Genomic DNA, 19708 nt, shown 5'->3' with positions numbered 1-19708 from the left:
AGTTCGTTATTTAGTGATGCGGAACCAGTCGATGTCAAGCCAGCCGCTGTCGTTGCTGACCCAGTCGCGGGTGCAGAAGAGGCCGAGCTTGGCGCCGATCCAGTGGCCTTCGCGCACGTTGAAGGGGCGGCCGAACTTGGTGAACTTCTTGCCGTCGAGGCTGTAATAGAATGTGGCTTCGGTCTTGTAGTCTGATTTCTGCATGGGTTTCTTGGGGCCTACCATGCGGATCTGGACGCGGAGATAGATTTCTTTTTCGGGGTCGATCTTGACAGAGGCTACTTCAGTTTCGTCGGCACCCTTGCTTGCTTTGACGCAGTCAGCCTCGGTGAGATAGACTCCGTCTTCGCGGCTCACGAGCGAGAGGGCTGCGAAGTCATAGCCGGTGACGATGAGGCCGGCGCGTTCGCCTGCCATGATTTTGCCGTTTTTCTTGCGGGGGAAGAATTTTACTTTGGCTGTGGCTGTGAAGTTCTGGGCCGGGAATTTCTGAAGCAGGAGGTTGGAGGCGTCATAGAGAGTCTTTGCGCCTTCGTTGTGCTGGGAGAAGAGGCGGAGTGTTGAGGCGTTGGCATCGGTGTAGTACCAGAGTGCGTTGGGGTTGCCTTTCCACTGCCACTGCTTGCCGAGTTCGATGGAGTCGAATTCGTCGCTCTCGGCCGGGTTGACGGCGGCGTAGGTTTTGCCTACGTTGGGTTTGCGGTATTTTCTGACGGGTTCGCCGCGGCCGTCGCCGTCGGGGTCAACACCGATCATCGGCCATCCGTCCTGACGCCATTCCATAGGCTGGAGGTGTACCACTCGGCCGTAGGGGCCTTTGTCCTGGAAGTGGAGGAACCAGTATTCTTTTCCGTCGGGGGTGTCGACCCATCCGCCCTGGTGGGGGCCGTTGATGTCGGTCAAGCCCTGTTCCATTACGTTGCGGGTTTCATAGGGGCCCCAGATGTTTTTCGAGCGAAGCACTTCCTGCCATCCGGTGGCTACGCCTCCGGCGGGGGAGAAGATGTAGTACCAACCGTCGCGCTTGTAGAGTTTTGCGCCTTCGATGGTTTCGTTTTCGAGGTGTCCGTCATAGACCACTTTGTCCTGGCCGATGGCCTGTTTGCCGTCAGGGGTCATCTCGATCATGCCGAGGATGCTCTTGACACCGGCGCGGCTGCCGGCATAGCCGTGGCCTATGTAGGCGCGTCCGTCTTCGTCCCAGATGGGGCAAGGGTCAATGACTCCTTTGGCTTTGTAGACGTGGACGAGCGGTTCCCAGGGGCCTGCGGGGTTTTTGGTCTTGGTCATGAAGATGCCCAGATCGGGATCACCATAATATATATAGAATTCGCCGTTGTGGTAGCGGATGGCGGGAGCCCATACGGCGTTGCCGTGGCTGGGGTCTTTGGCAGACTGAGCGTATTCGGGCATTTCGGTGATTGCGTGGCCTATAAGAGTCCAGTTGACCAGATCTTTTGAGTGGAGAATCGGAAGGCCGGGAATGTCGCAGAAACTTGATGCTGTCATGTAGAAGTCATCGCCGACGCGCACTACGTCAGGGTCGGAATAGTCGGCGTCGATAACCGGGTTTATATACTGTCCGTTGCCGAGATCCGGCGACCAGACTTTAGATACATAGGGCTTTCCATCTGCCCACGCACCGATAGTAGCTGCGGCTGCGAGGCCCAGCAGACTGATTCGTTTGCTTAGATTCATATAGGTCAATAAGGTAAAGATAGTATTGATTTCAGGTATGTGATGCTGCTGATTGCAGCGTATTTAAAGGCCAAAGGTAATAATTTCCACCCGATATTCAACAAACTTTTAAAATAATTAACGTAAGTGGGAGCCGGGAGAGGTGGGGGCTGGGGCTGATTGGGAGGACTGGGAGAGTTGGGTGGATTGGGAGAGTTGGGGTAATTAGGCCAATGAGATCAAACCTCCAGTAGAATCAAAAAAAGCTTCCCGGCCTTTTGAGCGGTCGGGAAGCCTGTCATAAGCGGGAGATCTTTTCAGATCTTGTCGGCGGGGTTAACGCCAGCGCGGGTCGCCGATGTTCTTCTCTGTGAGAATTGAGGGAAGAGTCTTGTAGCGGAGGGCGTTGAAGATGTCAGCGGGAGCTTCGTGGTCGCGATGGTTGGGAACAGATGAGTTATACTGAGTATAAGGAGCATTGGGGCTATTGAAAAGATCTGTTGCCTTCATAACATTGCCATTGTCATCTTTCAGAACTTTGACTTTCAGATCGTCTTTTGTTCCAAGATTGCCATTCTCGAATTTACTTGCGCCAAAAGAATTTTTTCCGATATGAAAGTATATGTCGCTGAAACTCAATCTATCTATCCACATGATGATACAAATGCCGTTGCGCGCCTCCGGCAAGTCCGCGCCCAATCCTTTTACACCTTATATTATATAGAGAGAATCGAGATTCATAAATCATGTTAAACATCGCTCAGACCCTTGCAGACACCCCTAAAAACCACTATCTTTACACTACGAAACACACCTGCATCTATCGCCTGCTTCCACTGTCCCCCTCTTATACGAGACTCCCTGATTTACCACGCATTGGATTATTGAAATCACGGCTCTTTCATTTAACCTAAAATAAATAGCATATCTTCCCTTACCCGGTTCATTGAGAATCGGGTAATTTTTCCATGTCTGTATATCAAAGAGTTATTCTGGTATCAAAATCTTATTTTTTTCACTTTTGACTTAAAAATCGAATCAGTCTGGTAAAGCTCATCGAGATATGTCTGATCAGTTCGGCTATGCCTTTATTCTTATCCGATTGTTTCTTGCGAAGTCCTTTCCATATTGAGAACACCGAGTAAACTATTCTTTGTATGGTATCGAGGTTTCGGGCAGCTCTCGACGACTTGCGTTTTATATTGTCCTGCTGAAGATTGTGATCCAGCCCCCAGTGCATACTTTCTATTGACCAGTGGTTGCGTACGATGGTTCCGGGCTGCGGAGTATCCGTGGGCATACTGCTGACGTACAGGCGTTTTTCTGAGGTGTGTACTCCTGTTGACTTTTTGACTGTGGACGATTCATACTCTATGATGGTCATGTTTCCGCCCCATTTCTTCTTGTCTGCGATAATGTCCAGTCCGTCATATACGCGGTAGGTTCTCGTCTCTATCCTGCCGTGGGCCAGTTCGGGACCTTCGGTGTAAGAATATACCGGTGTGTGTTCAACTAGCCTGTCCTCAATGCCGTATCGCAATGACGGCTGGTTGGCTTTGAGTTCTATCAGAAAGTCTCCGCCTTTCTTTCTGATTTTCTCGACAATATCCTTCTGCATAGACATTGCGTCGGCTGTGACAATCTTTCCTGCGACATCTATTTTATCAAGAAGTATCGGTATGGCCTTTATCTCGTTGCTCTTTTCCTGACAGGCTTCGGTGGCGATTGTTATGCCGGTGCTGAACGAATAGGCAGAGACGATATCCGGGCTTCGCCCGTTTTCCTGAACGGTGCCGCGCTCGGCTTTGCCGTCAATGCAGATTATTTCAATGATGCGGCTGGCGCAAGTAAGTCTTTCAAGGAATATGTCTGCGAACTGCTGCATCCTGTCGGCCATATCCATATCGTTGATGCCGTTCTCCACACGGCAAAGCGTGGCCTCAGATGGTACGCCGTTCCTTAACAGGCCCATTTTGTGTAATTTGTTGAGGTTGTATCTGCCGAACTCCAATATCTCGGCTCGTCCGATGCATCCGGCCATACGTCCGAGTATCATCAGCATGATGATATCGTTGAGGCTGTGACGGAAATTGCCTTTGTCCAATCTACGGAAATCCGGCACGGATGAGGCAAACGCTCGAAGTTCTTCCATGATACTGCGCCTTGTGTCAAATTTATTGTGTACTTTTGCGGTATGATCAGGCGCATAGGCGTCAGTCGAACAGACTTGGTCAAGTGGCTTCATTTTTTTGGCGTAACTCTTTGATTATCACCTATAAAGTTACTAAAAATCTGCCACTTGGCCAAATTTTCATTGCACTTATTTTCTTGAAAATCAGAGGTTAAAGCCTCTCCACCCGTACTGCTCTCGCTATAAAATAACACATTTGTCGAGAATGAGACGAAATCTTAAATGAAAGAGCCGTGTATTGAAATCTTAAAAGCACGCCAATTTTTTGCACTTTCCGATTATTTTCATAATTTTGTGGCTAATTCGGCTCAACCAGCTTGGATCGGCCCAACCTTGTTTTATACCATCAGTTTAATAGTTAACCTGTTATACCAATCATTTGACAAAAATTAGTACTTTCTATATCGAAAAAAACTTGCATGAACGAAATCTTATTTATTATTATTTAACACCAAAACATGAAAGACTTAATCCAAGGTCGTAGTCTCCGGCTGCGGCAATTTTCCTTTGCGACACATTGGAAAACCATGCTTCTCCTGTTGGTGCTCTGCGTAGGCTTCAATGCCAACGCACAGAATATCACCGTATCCGGTACGGTGGTCGACGGCACCGAAGAACCCATGATTGGAGCTACCGTTACGGTGGAAGGCACCAAAAATGCCGTTGCCACTGACATCGACGGTAACTTTACCCTCAAGAATGTTGCCAAGAATGCCACTCTCGTAGTGTCATACATTGGTTATAAGACAGAAAAAGTGGCTGTCAACGGCCAGACCCACATCAACATCACACTTTCGGAAGACTCCGAGGCTCTTGAAGAAGTCGTAGTTATCGGTTATGGCGGCACCCGTGCCCGCCGCGACCTCACCGGTTCTGTAGGCTCGGTTTCAGGCGCCAAACTCGCTGCTGTCCCCGTGACCTCGGCCGCCGTAGCCCTCCAGGGTAAGGTAGCCGGTGTGCAGGTTACCACAGTCGACGGTCAGCCCGGTGCCGACATCAACATCCGTGTGCGTGGTGCGACATCCGTTACCCAGTCAAACGACCCTCTCTACATTGTCGATGGTTTCCAGGTTGACAATATCAACGACATCCCGCCGAGCGACATCCAGAGCATCGACATCCTCAAGGATGCCTCACTGACAGCAATCTACGGTGCCAAGGGTGGTAACGGTGTTGTTATCGTGACCACCAAGTCAGCCCAGGAAGGCAAGACCCAGGTTTCGTTCAACGCCCAGGGTTCTGTCAGCCACATCTCCAAGAAGCTCGACCTTATGAATGCTTATGATTTCGTTGACTACCAGTGGGACTTCGCCACAGGCCGTTCGAAATCGTCAAGCTCTGCAAAACTTTTCCGTTACAACTTCGGTAACATCCGTGACCTTGACCTCTATCGCAGCGCTCCGACCCATGACTGGCAGGATGAAGTGATGGGCAACGATCCCTTCTCATACTCTACCAACGTATCGATCGGCGGCGGTAATGACAAGACTCGCTACAACATCTCTCTTACCCAGTCAGATGACCGCGGTATCATCATGGGTTCAGGTGTTCGCCGTACCAATATCCACACCAAGCTGCAGACCAAGATTCTCCCGAATCTTACCCTCCAGTTCAACCCCAAAGTATCTTATCGCCGCGACGAAGGTGCCGGCGGTGACAACGTGGGCACCGGCGGTATCATCGACGTGCTCCGCTATCGTCCCACCAACGGTATCCGCGAACTTGGTGACATCTTCTGGACTCCCGGCGCAGCCGACCCCGACCAGGAAGCCCTGTTCGAGTACACCAACCCTGTCAACGACATCAAGACCAACGTAAGAAAGAAACACGCTTACACCATCGCCAACCAGGCTGCTCTCGAATACAAGCCCATCAACGGTCTTACTCTCCGCACCGAAGGCAACTTCACCTTCGCATTCAGCGATGACAACCGCTTCTGGGGTCCGCTGACCGATACCGGCAAGAAGAACCAGACCCTTCCCGTGGCTCAGGTAGAAAAGAAGCAGACCAACCAGTACACCTGGACTACAACTGCATCCTATGACTGGAGCATCAAGGAAAAGAACAACTTCTACGCCCTCGTAGGTTTCGAACTCTATCACAAGCAGGCCAAGTCGTCAAATCAGAAAAACCGTTACTTCCCGCGCGAAATCACAGCCGACAAAGCCTGGGACAACATGGGTCTCGGCAAAGCCTGGACTTCGACAACCGAACTCGGTACCGCTGACCGCACCACTTCTTACTTCGGACAGCTCAGCTACAACTACGATCACAAGTATCTCCTTTCGGCTACTTTCCGTGCCGACGGTTCTACAATGTTCGCCCCCGGCCACCAGTGGGGCTACTTCCCCTCAGTTTCCGGTGCATGGGTTATCTCAAGCGAGGAATTCATGAAAGACCTCACCTGGCTCAACGAACTCAAGTTCCGCGTGGCCATCGGTAAGGCCGGTAACAACCGAATCAAAGCCGACATGTGGCGCTATATTTACAGCACCAACTCATCAGGCGGCCCCAACTTCGGCGAATCGACCCTCAACCCCGACGGCGAGATCTACTATGATACATCAAACTACCTCCCCAATCCCGACATCAAGTGGGAGACTACCCTGACCCGCAACTTCGCCTTTGACATCGCTCTGTTCAACAACCGCCTGCGCATCACCCCCGAATATTATTGGAACACCACTTCCGACCTTATCTATGAGGCCGACGTGCTGACCACCCTTGGCTACGGCAAGCAGTATCAGAACATCGGCCAGGTGACCAACCGCGGTTTCGAGCTCTCGATCAGCGGCGACATTCTCCGCGGCAAGGACTATGTGCTCTCTGCCAACTTCAACCTCGGCGCCAATAAGATGAAAGTCGACAAACTCACCGGCGACGAAGATTATCTCGACCTCCGCCACGGCCGCGCCCACACTGATGCCGGCAACAACTACCGTCTTAAAGTCGGCGGCGAAGTAGGTCTCATCTACGGTTACGTCTATGACGGTCTCTATGGCTTCGATGAATTTACCTACAATTCCGCAAAGCAGGCATATGATCCCATTCCCCAGGTGTTTGACGAAAACGGCAAGCTCGTTTCCGGTACAGTGCTAATGGACAACATGTACAACTCAAACGACCAGGGTGCGCAGACCCAGCCCGGCAAGCCCAAGTTCAAAGACCTCAACGGCGACGGCATCATCGACCAGAACGATAAGAAGGTCATCGGTCGCACCACCCCCAAACTCCAGGGCGGTTTCGGTCTGAACGGTCAGTGGAAGAACTTCGACTTCACTGCCAACTTCACCTTCTTCCTTGACTTCGACGTCTACAACGCCACCGCTTACCGTCTCTCTTCTTCAATGAACAACAAGAACAACTTCTACAATGTCCTCAGCAAGTTCAACAAAGACAACCGCTGGACTTACACCGACACTGACTGGCGCTGGGAACACATGCTCGGCAACTCTCAGACCGAATGGGACAACTTCGAAGGTTCCGGCGTTCCTATGGTCAACCCCGACGGATCTGAACGTAAGAAACTCTGGGGCTTCGAGAGATACCAGTATGTCAACGGCAACCGCACCGAGTGGAACCCTGCTGACGTTACCAAGGAATACACAATCTCACGCTTCGTTGAAGACGGCTCGTTCCTCCGCTGCAACGACATCACTGTCGGCTACAGCCTCCCGGCCAACATCATCTCGAAGGCCGGCATGTCGAAGTGTCGTTTCTACGCCTCTGTCACCAACCCCTTCATCATCACCAGCTACTCAGGCTATGATCCCGAAGTTGACGTGCAGAGCGGTCTGACCCCCTCTTACGACATGAACCGCTACCCGCGTTCACGCAGCTACGTATTCGGTCTCAATCTGACCTTCTAATAAAATCATAATACCAATTACGGAATATACACAATGAAATTTCGCAATATATTCATAGCAAGTCTCTCGGCTGTGGCCCTGGCATCATGCTCCGACTTTCTGGAAGTGGATGCTCCCTCAAAGAATGAAATGGGCTACGTCTTCTCTGACAAAACCGAGATGAACAATGCTCTCAACGGCATCTACAAAGCCATGTTGAGCGCCGACACCTATGGCGACAAGATCTACTCAACCTACGTCATGAATACTGACGTAGACTTCAAGACTAACTCAGGCCGCACACTGACTGGCTCCAACTGGAGCCGTTATGACGGCAATCCGATGGGCGGTAACATCGCTTCTACCTGGAAGCAGCAGTATGCCACCATCGAACTCACTAACCTCTTTGTGGAAGGTGCCGAATCTTCAGACCTCTACAAGATCGGTGAAGATGAATATGATGAAGACATCCTCCAGATGATCGGTGAAGCTAAGGTGGCCCGTGCCATCGTTTACCACGACCTTATCTGGATGTTCGGCGATGTGCCCTTCTCTTTCAACTCCACCCGCACCGCTGAAGATAAGATCTATCCCATCAAAGACCGTGCCGAGATTCTCGACGAACTTATCAAAGACCTGAAAGAAATTTCTGAAAACATGAAATTCGCCGATGAACTTCCTGACGGTGTTGAACGCATCTCAAAGGAAATGGCCTGGTCGATGATAGCCCGTATCGCCCAGACTGCCGCAGGCTACACTCTCCGCCCCGACGGCAACACCTACGGCAAGATGGAACGCATGAACGGCACCCGTTACACCGAATATTATGAAATCGCCAAGGAATATGCAGCCAAGGTGATTGATTCGCAGAAACACAAGCTTGCAAAGCCTTTCTATCAGGTGTTCCTCGACGAATGTAACTTCCTTCCCGCTTCAGGTGACGATGTTATCTGGGAGATCCCCTTCGCCAAGACTGCAAACGGCAAGGTTGGCTATTCTCACGGCGTTAAGCTCGATTCTTATCAGAGCGAGACTCCCCACCCCTACGGTGAAGCCAAATCTGATGTTCGCCTCAACGGTGTGTACCGCTACATGTTCAACGAAAACGACGTTCGTCGTGATTATGTCAATCAGCTCACCAAATATGACGCACCCGCTGGAGAAGCCATGTTTGACAACAACTACACTGTTTCAAACGGCAAATGGTCGAAACTTTGGGTGACCGGTGGCCTCGGTAACCAGACCACCGAAAACACCGGTATCAACTTCCCCTTCATGCGTTATACCGATGTTCTCCTTATGTATGCAGAAGCAGTCAACGAGACCGAGCACGGTGTCAGCGGCCCGAACGGAGCCAAGGCTATCGACGCCCTCGCCCAGGTACGTAAGCGCGCATTCCCCAACAATCCGGAACTTGTAGAGCCTTACATCGCAAGCCGCACTTCTGAAGAAGACTTCCGCAAGGCTGTGCTTGACGAACGTAAGTTTGAATTCGCAGGCGAGAACATGCGTTGGCGCGACCTTGTCCGTCACGATCTCCTGTCAGAGACTGTCTACTGGACTTTCTACCGCTACATCGCTCTTGCAGAAGCTTCTGAGTCTACATCTTCTTATCTCTCTGCCGTTGCAGCCTATGACTTTGACGGAAATGACGAAGCATATGAAAATGTGCCCTTCACTATCTACAATGTCCGTGACGTCGACAACATCATGACTGTAGATGGTATCGAGAAGCCCATCTATGAAAAGAGTGTCTTCCCCAACCAGGATGTCAAAGTCTGCCGCATCATCAACCCCTACCGACAGATGTCTTCGTCTGAAGTCAATAACCTCGGCTTGAACAACGTTCGCCAGGACATCATCGAATGGTCGAAAGAAGGTCAGATCCGCAACGAACTCCGCAACTCGCTCCGCGGCTACATCTACATGGTTGTGGAAGGTGGTGACGAAAACGGTGCCGACGGTGTGATCATGATCAACAACAACGGAACATGGAGCATGGACTCTCGTGACCTCGCTACATTCCCCAACCGCACAAACCTTCCGGTTATACGTTACATTCTTCCCATTCCTCAGTCTGTCATCGACCGTTCGCATGGCCGTTACGAAAACAAGTATGGTTACACGAATTCTTAACCTGAATAATTAAACAGAAAAATGAAAAAATTCATATATGCCCTTACACTGTGTATTGCCGCAGGCATGACATCATGTAAGGATGATGATTCGGTATATTCGCCGTCTGATCTTGACCGCATGCCCAGAACGATGTTCCGTAGTGAGAACACTACAAACGTCAAGCCTGAGAATGATGAATATTCATCAAAGCTCATACCGGGCACCCGCAACTCTGTCCAGCTCCACTGGTATGGCATCAGCGGTGCGGCAGGCTATGAGATCCGCTATGCTGAAAACCTCACTACCGGTCTTATTGAAGACTGGAGCGATCCCACAAAAATTGTAGAGTCGTTTATCGTAGGTCCTGAACAGACCTCTTGTGAGATCCACAATCTTAACTACGGTACCAACTATCGTTTCATCATCCGAGTGCTTTCGCCCAAGGGCGAAGGCCACCACTCGGAGTGGTATGGTCTCGGCGGCGGCCGCGAATGGGAAGATTTTTGCGAAATCCCTACCGACAAATCCTATACCCGTCCTGCCATCTGCAGCCAGAAAGACAAGGACTACACTGCTGTGACCGTCCTCTACAAGCTTGCATATGATCCGAGTGACTATGACAGATCAGACCTTCTGGAAACTCTTGAAGACGGCACCCCTAACCCCGACTGCATCACAACCCGCTTCCCGGTTGATGCAAATAACAACTTCGTTGTTTCCTCAATCGTGGTCAAGCCCGCCCCCTTCAACCCCGAAGCTAAGATGCCTGACGGTTTCGTAAACGGTGTGCATGTCCTTACCGATGCTGAAAAAGCTGCAGGCGAAATCCGTCTGACCGGTCTGTCTGAAAACTCAGGCTACTACATCTATCTCCGCAACGATGACAAGATCATCTCTTATGAGAACATGTCAGGCCAGATGGTTACTTCTGATGTTGACGCCAACTTCAACCCGATGTTCGTCCGCACCAAAGGTGATCCCGCAGATCCTATCCTCATCGAACCGATCGTTGACCCCAATGACACCATCCCCGGTGCCGTTGAATACAACGCTACCCGTATCGACACCATCATCACCAACTTCGTTAACTCCAACGAACTTGCTGAAGGCCAGGTGTTCTACCTCCGTGGCGGTCACAACTACTACACTTATGGCAACCCGCTCGTCCAGAAAGGCTTCACCCTCGCAACTCATCCCGATGACCTCGCCGAAGGCAAGCGCGCCGTGGTTTATCTCGGCGGTATCGCTCTCAAGGGCGGCAACCCCGTGACCGGCAACTGGGTGCTCGGCAAGAACAAGGGGGCAGGTGACGTTGACGCTCCTATCGAAATCAGCGATGTTATCTTCGAAGGTATCGATTTCCAGTGTCCGCTCGCCCGCAACTTCGGTGACGGCAGCGCTACCGGCAACTACTTCGCCAACATGTACTCAGGCGGTCTCGCAGTGACCTTCGAGTCATTCCAGCTCAAGAACTGTACATTCCAGGGCTTCACCCGTGGCTTCTTCCGCGTTCAGGGCCCCCGCTACAAGTTCTTCAAGAAGATTCTCGTTGAAGACTGTCTCTTCTACAACCAGGGTTATTACGACAACAACGGTCGTGGCTACTCCTGGTTTGCAGGTGACGGTAAACATGTGAAGTCAAACCTCTACAATGACTTCCAGATGCGTCGTTGCACATTCTACGATTCGCCCCGTCACGCCCTCCTCTCCGACAACAACAAAGACCTCCTCTGGGGCAGCGACATCCATTTCAACATCACGATTGAGAACTGTACCTTCATTAACTTCTCTACCCGTTCTTCGGGCCGTCTGCTTTTCGAGTTCCGCTATATGCCAAATGATTCGAGAATCGCATTCAAGAACAACCTCATTGTTCTTGCAGCCGATCCGAATGACAAGCGTGACCTCAACCAGTCGGCATGTGACTTCCGCAACGTTGCAGGCGAAGGCCGTGTTACCTGGGATATCAGCGGCAACTACTCTCTCGGCAGCCGTGACACCCACATGAAAGATGACGGTATCTTCACTTCTGCGGCATTCTCCGCCAAGAAGAATTCTGTAGGTGACAAGTGGAACTGGACTCCCGGTCTCGTATCAGGAAATGCCAATGATCTCATTGTCAAGACCGGCTCAACACCTCTCCGCGCCGATGAATTCTTCCAGAACCCGAACCCGAAGCACACCACCTTCGACAAGGCCAAACCTCATAAGGAAGACCACGCTGCTCCTGACAATATCTTTGAGGCACTCAAAGTCCGCAGCTCTGATCCCAAGGTGCAGGCTTCAGAAATCTATCAGAACCGCGTCGGCGACCCCCGTTGGTATTAATCCCGCTGACAAGATCTGAAAAGATCCACTACTTATGACAGGCTTCCCGACCGCTCAAAAGGCCGGGAAGCTTTTTTTGATTCTACCGGAGGTTTGATCTCATTGGTCTAATTCCCCCACCTCTCCCAAAGCTCCCACTCTTCCCAAAGCTCCCAATCCTCCCAATGCTCTCAACTCTCCCGATCCTCCCGGCCTTCCCGCTGCTTAAAAATTTTTCATTTTGCTCATTAACTGAAAAATTATTAATTTTGCACCACTAATACCAATTACAAAACTTAATGAGCCAACTAATCACCATTTCCCCGTCCCCTCATGCGCACACGCCGGTGACGGTGCGCAGGCTGATGCTTAACGTCATCGTAGCCCTGCTGCCGGCCGTAGCCCTCGCTCTCTATTGTTTCGGTCTTGGAGCAGCAGTAGTGATAGCCACATCTATCGCAGGATGTGTCGTAGTCGAATATCTCATCTCGCGCTACATGCTTGGCGAGAAACCCTCTATCGGCAATCTTTCAGCCGTGCTCACAGGCCTCCTGCTCGCACTCAACCTCCCGTCTAACCTCCCGATCTGGACAGTGCTGATCGGCTGCGTGATCGCAATCGGCATCGGCAAGATGACCTTCGGCGGCCTCGGCTGCAACATCTTCAACCCCGCCCTCGTAGGCCGTGTGTTCCTCCTGCTCTCATTCCCAGTGCAGATGACCACCTGGCCGCTGCCCATGGAAAACCGCATGGCATATCTCGATGCAACGACCGGTGCAACAACCCTCGGCCAGCTCAAAATGGACCAGATCAGCGGCGCTGACGTCGACATCCTCACCCACGCCCTCGGATTCACCGGCGGCTCGATGGGTGAAATGGGTGCCATCGCACTCCTGATCGGATTTATATATCTTCTGTGTACACGCACCATCACCTGGCACATCCCCGTGTCGATCCTCGCCACCGTAGCCCTCTTCTCGCTCTGCATCGGAGTGAACCCCGGAGTCCAGCTCGTCACCGGCGGTCTGATGCTCGGTGCAATCTTCATGGCCACTGACTACGTAACCTCGCCGATGAGCCACTCAGGCATGATACTCTACGGAGTCATGATCGGCATCATCACCGTGGTAATCCGCCAGTGGGGCGCATATCCTGAAGGCGTATCATTCGCAATCCTTATCATGAACGGTCTCACCCCGCTCATCAACCGTTATCTCAAACCCCGCAAGTTCGGAGAAGGGAGGGTAGCAGCATGAAATCTACACTCGTAAACATGGTGCTCTCTCTAGGCGTCATCACGATAGTGGCCGCCGGCGCGCTTGCCGGAGTCTACACCGCCACCAAGCAGCCCATCGAAGAAGCAAAGGCCGCAAAGCAGAAAGCCGCGATAGGCCAGGTGCTTCCTGAGATCAGCTTCAACAACAATCCCGCCGAGGAAGCCGCGGAAGTAACCGTAGACGGCGAGACCGTAACCGTGTTCCCCGCCCGTCAGGACGGCGAGCTCGTTGGCCTCGCGGTTGAAAGCCACGACACAAACGGCTTCTCAGGCCTCATCACAGTGATGTATGGCTTCAACCCCTCAGGTGACATCACCGGCTATGCCGTGATGCAGCATGCCGAGACCCCCGGCCTCGGATCGAAGATGGGAGAGTGGTTCTGCAACCCCGCCCACAGCATCATCGGTCTCAATGCCGCCACTTCGAACCTCACGGTCAGCAAAGACGGTGGCGATGTCGATGCCATCACCGCAGCCACCATCTCGTCACGCGCATTCCTGCGCGCGCTCACCCTTGCCGACAAAGCCTCAAAACAATTCGCTGACCGCCAATAAAACCGACTCCAAGCCATGAACGATAAACTTAAAATACTATTCAACGGTATCATAGCCGAAAACCCCACCTTCGTGCTGATGCTTGGCATGTGTCCCACGCTTGGCACCACCGGCAGCGCCATCAACGGCATGAGCATGGGACTCGCCACAATGGCAGTGCTCATCTGCTCCAACGTAGTAATCTCTCTGATCAAGAACTTCGTGCCCTCTAAGGTGCGCATCCCTGCCTACATTGTAGTGATCGCCGCCTTCGTGTCGGTGCTCCAACTCGTGATGGAAGCCTACGTGCCCTCGCTCTACGCCACTCTCGGCATCTTCATCCCTCTGATCGTGGTTAACTGTATCGTGCTCGGCCGCGCCGAAGCCTTCGCCTCGCGCCACGGGGTGCTTGACAGCTGTCTCGACGGCATCGGCATCGGACTCGGATTCACTGTGGCTCTCACCATCCTCGGCGCCGTCCGCGAACTCCTCGGCACCGGCAAGGTGTTTGATCTCACCGTCTATCCCGAACAGTTCGGCTCGCTTGTCTTCGTGCTCGCCCCCGGCGCGTTCATCGCCCTCGGCCTGCTCATCGCTCTCTTTACCAAGCTCAGATCAGCCAAGTGTTAATCCACCTCCACACACTATCTCTACTCTCATCCACCTTATTTTAACAGAATAACGAAATGCTCGAATATATTTCCATCATAATAACGGCAATCTTTGTCAACAACATTGTCTTTGCCCAGTTCCTCGGCATCTGTCCGTTTATCGGAGTTTCGCGCAAACTGTCGAGCGCGGTAGGCATGGGTGCGGCGGTGACATTCGTGATGCTTCTCGCCACTGCCATCACCTGGGCACTTCAGGACCTCGTCCTCAACCCCTTCGGCCTTGGCTTCATGCAGACTATCGTCTTCATCCTCGTGATCGCAGCCCTCGTGCAGATGCTTGAGATCATCCTCAAGAAGATCGCTCCGGTGCTCTACAGCGCCCTCGGAGTCTTCCTGCCGCTCATCACCACCAACTGTGCCGTGCTCGGCGTGGCCATCACAGTGGTGCAGAAAGGCATGAATCTCGGCGAAAGCATCGTCTATGCCCTCGCAACCGCCGTAGGATTCACAATGGCTATAGCCATCTTCGCCGGCATCCGCGAACAGCTTGCCTGGACCTCTGTTCCCAAGGCAATGCGCGGAGTGCCCATCGCCATGATCTGCGCCGGCCTTCTGGCTATGGCTTTCATGGGCTTCTCTGGCATCAAGATCGGCTGATATCCCACTTCGGAATAGCTCCTGCATCCCCTTTGCAGGACCGCATAAAAACAGACATCCACCCCTGGAAACCGCATTGTGCGGCAACAAGGGTGGATGTCTGTTTTTATTACTGTCCGCTAAACTTTTTTTGAGCGATTGAAAAATTAGGGCTGACACCTATTGCAGGAGTCAGCCCTAAATGGTTATTTTGGTGTCGCCAAACAATCCATGAATAACCATGAGTAAAAGTAGTAATTTCTTCGGACAGCCGATATATGGACAGCTGATAAAATCACTCAATCGTGAAAAAATTGTTGAATTCAGCCGAAAACACGGCGGAGAGAAGTATGTAAAGAGCTTTGACGGCTATACGCATCTGCTTACGATGCTCTATGCCGTGATCCAGCGCTTCGACTCATTGCGTGAGATAGAGACATCTATGACAGCGGAGGTTCGCAAACTGCACCATGTCGGAATTGATACTGTACCAAAGCGCAGCACCCTGTCGGATGCAAATGCCCGACGGTCAGAGAAGTTCTTTGAGGATGTCTATCGCGACCTGTATGCAGCCAACAAAGACATTCTTTCATCGGACAGCAGACGCAACGGCACGGAAGAGTGGATAAAGCAGCTTAGGATTATCGATTCCACTACAATCACATTGTTCTCCAACGCTATTTTCAAGGGTGTTGGCCGACACCCCAAGACGGGAAAGAAGAAAGGCGGCATAAAGGTACACTCTGTCATACACGCCAACGAGGGCGTCCCCTGCGACGTGCAGTTCACTTCGGCGGCGACCAATGACTCTTTCATGCTTGCTCCGAGCCATTACAGCCACAACGAGATAGTCGCTCTTGACCGCGCCTATATCAATTATGCCAAATTTGAGGAACTGACGGACCGTGGCGTTGTATATGTCACCAAAATGAAGAAGAACCTAAGTTATGAGGTACTTGTAGACTGTATGCATCAGAACCCGCAGGGACTGATGGAATACCGTGAACAGGTCGTGGTGTTCCGTAAAGACGGCATAAACCACATCGCCAGAATAATTACATACGTTGACATCAAGAAGAACGGGAAGCCAAAACTCATATCGCTTCTGACCAACGACTTCGACATGCCGCCAGAGACAATCGTGGCGATATACCGCCGCCGATGGCAGATAGAGTCTCTTTTCAAGCAGATCAAACAGAACTTCCCCTTGAGATACTTCTATGGCGAGAGCGCCAACGCCATCAAAATCCAGATATGGGTTACACTCATCGCAAATCTGCTGCTGTCAGTACTTCAAAGCAAACTCGAAAGACGTTGGAGCTTCTCCGGGCTGGCTACAATCGTCAGAATTGTGCTGATGTATTACCTGAATCTCGAAAAGTTCCTCAATCAGCCCGATGCAGACCTGAAAATCATGCTCGCCGAAGCATCGGAATCGCCTCCCGAAGTTCCTGAAAACTGCTGAGGGGGCTTGTCAAATACAAAAAGTAAGCCCAACTTCTGCCGTTCAGGAAGTTGGACTCGCCTTTTTATGGTTTAGCGGACAGTAATAGTCTGTTTTGTATTGTCTCCGGCGCGGGGGGCTGATACCCTCCGGCAGCGTCTGCCGCTATTTCTTCACCCCGAATGAGGGGTCGATCCTGATAAGATATGTGACACCGATAGTGGCCAGACAGCAGATCATGGTCCAGATGAAGAAGTTCTGGTAGCCAACTGCCTCCTGAATCCAACCGGCGGCCATGCCGGGCAGCATCATGCCGAGAGCCATGAAGCCGGTGCAGATGCTGTAGTGAGCCGTGCGGTGATGGCCTTCGGAGAAATAGATCAGATAGAGCATATAGGCCGTGAAGCCGAAGCCGTAGCCGAACTGCTCGATGGAGACACAGATGTTGACAACCGCCAGCGGAGCGTCTGTGGCGAAACTGAGATACACGAATGTCAGGCAGGTGAGCGACATGCTCCATGCCATAGGGCGCAGCCAGAAGCCGAGTCCGCGGCGCGCGGCCACGATGCCGCCAACGATGCCGCCGAGTGTGAGCCCGATGATTCCCACAGTGCCGTAGACCACCCCGACCTGCGCGGTGCTCAGACCGAGCCCTCCGGCCTCCGCAGGGTCGAGGAGGAAGGGGTTGATGAGCTTGACCAGCTGGGCCTCAGGCAGGCGGTAGAGGAGCATGAAGATAATTGCCACCCCGACCTGCTTCTTTCTGAAGAATTCGGTGAAGACATCGACAAATTCACGCCACACATCAGAAGCCGAGCGCAGTTTTCCGGCCTTGCTTTCCACCTTAGGCATGGCCCATGAGTGGTAGAGGGCGAAACCGAGGAAGAGCAGCGACAGTATGGCGAAGACTATGGCCCATGAGAGCGGAATGTCACCGGTGGTGGTTTCAAGTGCTCCGGCTATGATGACGAGCAGCCCCTGGCCCACTACGGTGGCCACACGGTAGAACGTGGAGCGTATGCCCACGTAGAGCGACTGCTGGTGTTCGCTCAGAGCAAGCATATAGTAGCCGTCAGCAGCTATGTCGTGGGTGGCGGAGGTGAATCCTACCATCCAGAACACGGCCAGTGTCAGAGAGAACCACAGCGGAGTGGGAAGCGCGAAGGCTATGCCGGCAAAAGCGGCGGCTATGAGCCACTGCATGGTGAGAGTCCAGTGCCGTTTGGTGCTGATGATGTCAACAAAGGGGCTCCAGAAGGGCTTGATGACCCACGGCAGGTAGAGCCATCCGGTATAGAGGGCTATGTCGGTGTTGGAAATGCCCAGACGTTTGTACATGATCACCGAAATAGTCATCACGGCAACGTAGGGGAGCCCTTGGGCAAAATAGAGAGTCGGAATCCACGTCCAGGGATTCCGACTCACGTTCGGTTGTTTCGGATTGCTTTTCAAAGTCGGGTAGTGCTTGTGGTCACTTTTTGATTTTTACATTCTTGACACCCTCGCCTTCGGTGATCTTGTCGCCGGCCACATCTACTGTGACATTGTCGAGCGTCAGGCCGTCCACGTGGTTGAGCAGGAAGCCTGCGTCGGCACGGAAACGGGAGTCGGTGATGACCACGTTTTTCATCGGCATCTCAGGCAGACCGTTGAAGAGCGCCGCGCGTTTGGCCGAGCGGCAGGTCACGTCTTTGATGTAGATGTTGCGGAACGAGGGGGTCTCTTCTGTCACCGGAGGAACAGGAGCGCCCGGCTTGATGCCGTAGTACATGTCGAAGATCAGAGCCTCGCCGGCAATGTCGGTCATCTTGATATTGTCCACATATATGTTTTCGACCACGCCGCCGCGACCGCGGGTAGATTTGAAACGCAGGCCCACGTCGGTGCCGATGAACACGCTGTTGCGGATCACAATGTCTTTGCAGCCGCCAGACATTTCAGAGCCGATCACGAAGCCGCCGTGGCCGTGATAGACAGTGCAGCCTTCTATCACTACGTCGCGGCAGGGAATGCCACGTTCGCGGCCGTCCTTGTCCTTGCCTGATTTGATGCAGATGGCGTCGTCGCCCACATCGAAGCGGCTGTTGATGACGAGCACCTTGTTGCACGACTCGATGTCTATGCCGTCACCGTTCTGCGCATACCAGGGGTTGCGGACGTTGATGTTGTCTACAATCAGATTCTCGCACAGGAGCGGGTGAAGGTTCCAGGCGGGAGAGTTTTCGAATGTGGCATCTTTGAGCAGCACATTCTTGCAGTCGATGAACGAGAGCAGCACCGGGCGGAGGAAGTCATGGGCATAGTCCACAGTCTCTTTGTCACCGTGGTGCACCTTGGCCTGGAGTGCCTTGTTTTCATAGACCTCGCGGATGCGTTCGTTGGGAAACCACACATCGCCCTTGGCGTTGACGCAGCCGCTCTTCAGAAGCGCTTTCCACTGGTTGTCAGTCATTTTGCCTCTCTTTACAGGGCGCCATTTCTGGCCGTTGCCGTTGAAAGTGCCGTCGCCGGTGATTGCGATGTCATGTTTGCCGCGGGCCGAGAGGGGAGATGTGGCGCGGTGAGTCGTGAGACCTTCCCAGTCAGAGGCTACTGCGGGATAGTCGGCGAGGTTTTCGCTGAAAAGCACCAGCGCGCCGCGTTCGAGATGAAGTTCGACGTTGTTTTCAAATGCAATCGGGCCGGTGTACCAGATTCCTTCCGGAACCACGAGGCGGCCGCCGCCCTTGGAGGCGAGGTGGGCCATTGCTTTGGCGAAGGCTTCGGTGTTGAGAGTGACACCATCGTTGACACCGCCGAAGTCAGTGATCTTGATCTCATAGGCCGGAATCACCGGGGCCGAGACCTGAGGCTGGTTGATGGGGAGATTCTTGTAGTAGGAACTGTAGTCAGTGGTCTGGGCGGTGGCGCTTGTCATCTGGGCGAGACCCACAAACAAGCCTACCGCGTAGGCTGAAAGACTTTTAAGTTTCATGATTTAGATGTGAAAAAATATGATTTGGTTGAAAAATTATATTGTTCGGTTAAAGAGATATCAAGGTATATGTATTCCCCGCTGTGAAAACA

13 protein-coding genes are annotated in these 19708 nt (G+C 52.4%); 8 read left to right on the top strand and 5 right to left on the bottom strand.

Features of this window, described 5'->3' with window-relative positions; translation table 11 throughout:
- Positions 1–6: 6 nt before the first annotated feature.
- The 3 genes from E7745_RS01195 to E7745_RS01185 form a co-directional block, all read right to left on the bottom strand.
- Complete coding sequence (locus tag E7745_RS01195) at positions 7–1698, bottom strand: glycoside hydrolase 43 family protein (RefSeq protein WP_123398836.1); 1692 nt, start codon at positions 1696–1698, stop codon at positions 7–9.
- A gap of 315 nt (positions 1699–2013) precedes the next feature.
- Entirely contained in the window at positions 2014–2331 is a 318-nt protein-coding gene (locus E7745_RS01190; RefSeq protein ID WP_124075718.1) for a hypothetical protein, read from the bottom strand.
- Positions 2332–2692: 361 nt separating this feature from the next.
- Positions 2693–3922, bottom strand: a complete 1230-nt coding sequence (locus E7745_RS01185) for an ISAs1 family transposase (RefSeq protein WP_240740348.1) — start codon at positions 3920–3922, stop codon at positions 2693–2695.
- A gap of 473 nt (positions 3923–4395) precedes the next feature.
- Between E7745_RS01185 and E7745_RS01180 the strand changes: the two genes are divergently transcribed.
- The 8 genes from E7745_RS01180 (at position 4396) to E7745_RS01145 (ending at position 16663) form a co-directional block, all read left to right on the top strand.
- Positions 4396–7737, top strand: a complete 3342-nt coding sequence (locus E7745_RS01180) for a TonB-dependent receptor (RefSeq protein ID WP_136408131.1) — start codon at positions 4396–4398, stop codon at positions 7735–7737.
- Between the two features lie 33 nt (positions 7738–7770).
- Positions 7771–9852: a RagB/SusD family nutrient uptake outer membrane protein gene (locus E7745_RS01175; RefSeq protein WP_107032127.1), complete on the top strand. Its 2082-nt coding sequence runs from the start codon at positions 7771–7773 to the stop codon at positions 9850–9852.
- Positions 9853–9873: 21 nt separating this feature from the next.
- Positions 9874–12162 carry a fibronectin type III domain-containing protein gene (locus E7745_RS01170; protein ID WP_136408130.1) on the top strand — a complete coding sequence of 763 codons (2289 nt, stop codon included), beginning with the start codon at positions 9874–9876 and terminating at the stop codon, positions 12160–12162.
- Positions 12163–12440: 278 nt separating this feature from the next.
- Positions 12441–13397, top strand: a complete 957-nt coding sequence (locus tag E7745_RS01165; RefSeq protein WP_107032125.1) for an RnfABCDGE type electron transport complex subunit D — start codon at positions 12441–12443, stop codon at positions 13395–13397.
- Positions 13394–13972 (top strand): RnfABCDGE type electron transport complex subunit G, encoded by a 579-nt coding sequence (locus tag E7745_RS01160; protein ID WP_123398841.1) that lies wholly within the window; start codon positions 13394–13396, stop codon positions 13970–13972. The genes E7745_RS01165 and E7745_RS01160 overlap by 4 nt, the downstream gene beginning before the upstream one ends.
- 15 nt (positions 13973–13987) lie before the next feature.
- A complete protein-coding gene (gene rsxE / locus E7745_RS01155; RefSeq protein ID WP_107032123.1) occupies positions 13988–14581 on the top strand; it encodes an electron transport complex subunit RsxE in 594 nt (197 codons plus the stop codon).
- A gap of 56 nt (positions 14582–14637) precedes the next feature.
- Positions 14638–15219 carry an electron transport complex protein RnfA gene (locus E7745_RS01150; RefSeq protein WP_107032122.1) on the top strand — a complete coding sequence of 194 codons (582 nt, stop codon included), beginning with the start codon at positions 14638–14640 and terminating at the stop codon, positions 15217–15219.
- 220 nt (positions 15220–15439) lie between these two features.
- Positions 15440–16663, top strand: a complete 1224-nt coding sequence (locus E7745_RS01145; protein ID WP_068960910.1) for an IS4 family transposase — start codon at positions 15440–15442, stop codon at positions 16661–16663.
- Between the two features lie 144 nt (positions 16664–16807).
- Here E7745_RS01145 and E7745_RS01140 read toward each other — a convergent pair whose 3' ends face one another.
- Positions 16808–18094, bottom strand: a complete 1287-nt coding sequence (locus E7745_RS01140) for an MFS transporter (RefSeq protein WP_370291741.1) — start codon at positions 18092–18094, stop codon at positions 16808–16810.
- Between the two features lie 19 nt (positions 18095–18113).
- Complete coding sequence (locus E7745_RS01135) at positions 18114–19616, bottom strand: glycoside hydrolase family 28 protein (RefSeq protein ID WP_107032121.1); 1503 nt, start codon at positions 19614–19616, stop codon at positions 18114–18116.
- Positions 19617–19708: the final 92 nt, after the last annotated feature.

Source organism: Duncaniella sp. C9 (assembly GCF_004803935.1).
GTDB lineage: Bacteria > Bacteroidota > Bacteroidia > Bacteroidales > Muribaculaceae > Duncaniella > Duncaniella muris.
This window is presented reverse-complemented; position numbering and strand designations above follow the sequence as displayed.